Annotated in this window: 2 protein-coding genes; both read left to right on the forward strand. The window is 41.3% G+C overall.

Going from position 1 to position 2,584, the window contains the following annotated elements:
* Window positions 1–1,373, forward strand: a 1,373-nt coding sequence (locus WBM49_RS03770) for an ATP-binding protein (protein ID WP_424370731.1), incomplete at its 5' end; no start/stop codon positions are given.
* A gap of 11 nt (window positions 1,374–1,384) precedes the next feature.
* Window positions 1,385–2,584 (forward strand): ligand-binding sensor domain-containing protein (locus WBM49_RS03775; RefSeq protein WP_424370732.1); only part of this gene is annotated, 1,200 nt, incomplete at its 3' end.

Below are 2,584 nucleotides of genomic sequence, written 5' to 3' on the forward strand. Positions count from 1 at the left end.
GGTTCGGAATTCTGCCTTTACTGCAAACCATTTTGGGAGCAGGGTCCGCTGCTTCACTGCCTCTTGTCTTGGCTGCTACCCTTCAGGGCGATATCCCAAAATGGGTAAGGCGCGTGAGCCAGACCATCTTCTTTATTTTAGCCCCCTTAGAGATGATTCGTGCGGCCTTTGAGCTACCATTTGGACAGGTCATACCAATACTGGGAATACTGCTGTCATGTTTGGTCTCGTTTTACATTCTTTTCAAGTTCAGGAAAAAAGCAATTGGTGCCAGAAGAGCTGTGATCATAGGGTTGGGGTTATTTGCTTTTTCCTACATTATTTTATTGATCATAATGTTCCTGAGTATGACTGGAATTTCTAATTACTGGTTTGGGGTCCAAACCCTCATATTTCCGGTTTTTCTCTTGATCTATGTAGCCCTTTGGTTAAAGGAAACGCTTTTGAAGGAGAAGAAAAAGGCTGAAGAAGTCATTAAGGTAACCCGGGAAAAAGAGAAACTGTTAAAGGATCAAAATATCCAACTTGAAAGGGAAGTGGCAAAACGAACAGAGGAACTCAATAATTCATTGGAAAACCTCAAGGCAACACAAACACAATTGATACAGTCCGAAAAAATGGCCTCCCTGGGTGAACTCACGGCAGGCATCGCCCATGAGATCCAAAACCCGCTCAACTTTGTTAATAATTTCTCTGAAGTGAGCAATGAGTTGATCGATGAGATGAATGAAGAAATTGAAAGAAAGGATTTTGAGGAGGTAAAGGCTATCGCTAAAGACATCAAACAGAACCTGGAAAAGATCAATCACCATGGTAAACGGGCAGACAGTATTGTAAAAGGAATGCTGCAACACAGCCGCGCCAGCAGCGGTGAAAAGGAACCTACGGACCTAAACGCCCTTGCTGATGAATACCTTAGGCTGGCTTATCACGGCCTGCGTGCCAAGGACAAAAGCTTTAATGCCACGCTGGAAACCCATTTTGATGAGACAATCGGGAAAGTGAACTTGGTATCACAGGATATAGGCCGGGTGATCCTGAACCTTATTACCAATGCTTTTTACGCAGTACAGGAACGTAAAAAACAGGGAGAGAAAGGCTATGAACCTATCGTAACGGTGAGCACCCTTAAAGAAAAAGGTAAAGTGCTACTAACAGTGAAAGATAACGGGAACGGCATTCCGGATGCCATCAAAGAAAAGATCTTCCAACCCTTTTTCACCACTAAACCCACCGGGCAGGGTACCGGATTAGGATTAAGCATGAGTTATGATATTGTCACCAAAGGGCATGGGGGAGAATTAAAAGTAAGCACCAAAGAAGGAAAAGGAACAACATTTTATATTAACTTACCATTAACTAAAAGGCCATAAAACCAATTTAAATGAAATACCGCATTGCTCTATCAGGCTTGCTAACCTGCCTATTTATTCTTTCCTGTACGAAACCAAGTAAGTCTGCAAAAGAAACTAACGTTGGCGATTACAAGGCTCCTGAAACCATGTCCTTACAATTTACCGATCCGGAGCCTTTTGAATGGCAAACCATCACGCTGGCAAGCCCTACAACGTATTCACTCAATATTGATGCCTTACCCAGCAAACCATTTGAATTGAATGCCTTCAAGCCACTAAAGACCCCCATGAAGGAATATGATTTGGATTGGGACAATTTTCCGACCGAAGCATTGAAATTTGATTCGGTGCCGTTTACGGTGACAAAAGGTGCCTTAAAGCAACCTTCCGTTACGAAAATGAAGCCCCCGGGTAATATGGAAGGTACAAATGCCAATCTATTACAACTCTCAGCGAATGAGGGTTTAGCAAGTAATGACATCAACTGCTTTTTGGAAACAGAAGATGGTGCTATTTGGATTGCTTCGGCTTCTTCCTTAATCCGCTATGATGGGGAGCATGCTTTCACCTATGATTATCCCTTTGTTTATAAAATAACCATTGACCAACATGGCAGACTTTGGATGGTGAAACCAGGACAGAGTATGGTTTTGGTGTTAGATTTTAAGAATGATATAGAATATACGATTACCATTTCTGATAACTTTGTACCACTTGACATTCTTAGTGACCATACCGGTACAATTTATATTGTTTCCATCCAGGATGGGCTATACAAGATGGACCCAGGAATGAAAAGTTTACAAAAAGTAGCCAATGAAGGCACAAATTTATCATGGACGCTTTTTGAAGACAGTAAAGACAATCTTTGGATTGGTTTTGGGGATCGTATTGCCATAGTAGACAAAGAAAGAAAGGAGCTTAAAACATTCCCGGGAAATTCTCATTTCGATGTAAATTCCATTGTTTCGGATATTAAAGAGGACCGTTCTGGCAATATTTGGTTGTGTCTGCCTTTTCCTTCTACTGCTAACAAATCCTTTTCTCCCAGCCTATTACGAGTATCCCTAAAAAACCAGAAAGTAAGGGTGCTAAATGCAGAAAATGGCTATAACATTTTAGGCAATACGATAACAGAAGATACCCAGGGGAATTTCTGGGTATTCGGTAGATCAGAGGCGTTTATTTTAAATGAGAATACAACGAATTTTAAAATCCTAGGTTTGAAA

It is taken from the genome of Muriicola sp. (assembly GCF_049669965.1).
GTDB lineage: Bacteria > Bacteroidota > Bacteroidia > Flavobacteriales > Flavobacteriaceae > Muriicola.